Below are 799 nucleotides of genomic sequence, written 5' to 3'. Positions count from 1 at the left end.
GTGTCCATCCCGGTCGGCACGCGTCCGGACGAGGGCTTCGACCTCATCAACGGCGGTGAGCTCGTCGGCACCTACACGATCGGCAAGTTCGAGAACTGCGGCATCAACACGCCGCTGATCAACAGCCTCGTGCCCGGTTCCGGCAACACCGTCGACATCACCGTGACGAACGGCGTCGTCGCGGAGTGACGCCCTGACCTCGTCGGCCCCGCGTCCCCCTGGGCGCGGGGCCGACGTGCATCGTCAACGCATCGAAGGAGAACCATGAGGAACACCACTGTGCGCCGGCTCCTCGCCGGCACCGCCGCAGCCCTGTGCCTGGCCGTCGGCGTCGGCCCGGCCGGAGCGACGGGGAACAGCGTGACGGTCGCCGTCGGAGGCACCAGTGCTCCCAGTGCTCACCCGTTCAGCGCGACGACTCAGGGGTCCGTCTCGTGGGCGGCGCCTGCGCTCGCGTGGGGCTGTACCAGTGCGAAGATCCCGTCGAGTCCGGTCTCCGAGGTGCATGGCGGGACGGGCGTCACCGATGTCCTCACCGTTCGAGCCATGTCGTTCCAGGGATGCACGTGGCCCCTCGGCGCCATGAACACGAGGCTGACGGCACCAGCGACACTCCACGTCACCGGACCAGCCACGTCCGGCTCCACCGACCAGGTGCGCGGCCGCCTCGACGACGTCACGATCGTGTCGTCGTACGCGGTCTGCGAGTACACCGTGACCGGTTCGGCACGGTTCACGTTCGACGAGGGAACGCAGCGCCTCGCCATCGAGGAGACCGGGTTCACCGGCAACCTCACGG

Annotated in this window: 2 protein-coding genes; both read left to right on the top strand. The window is 69.0% G+C overall.

Annotated features, from left to right (window positions below; genetic code table 11):
- The coding region (locus ASF38_RS04180; protein WP_200914397.1) for a hypothetical protein at positions 1–189 on the top strand (189 nt) is incomplete at its 5' end.
- A gap of 75 nt (positions 190–264) precedes the next feature.
- A partial coding sequence (locus tag ASF38_RS04175; protein WP_200914396.1) for a hypothetical protein occupies positions 265–799 on the top strand: 535 nt, incomplete at its 3' end.

The sequence above is a fragment of the Aeromicrobium sp. Leaf272 genome (assembly GCF_001422865.1).
Classification (GTDB): Bacteria; Actinomycetota; Actinomycetes; order Propionibacteriales; family Nocardioidaceae; genus Aeromicrobium.
Note: the sequence above shows the minus strand (reverse complement) of the source record. Positions and strands in the feature narration are given on the sequence as shown.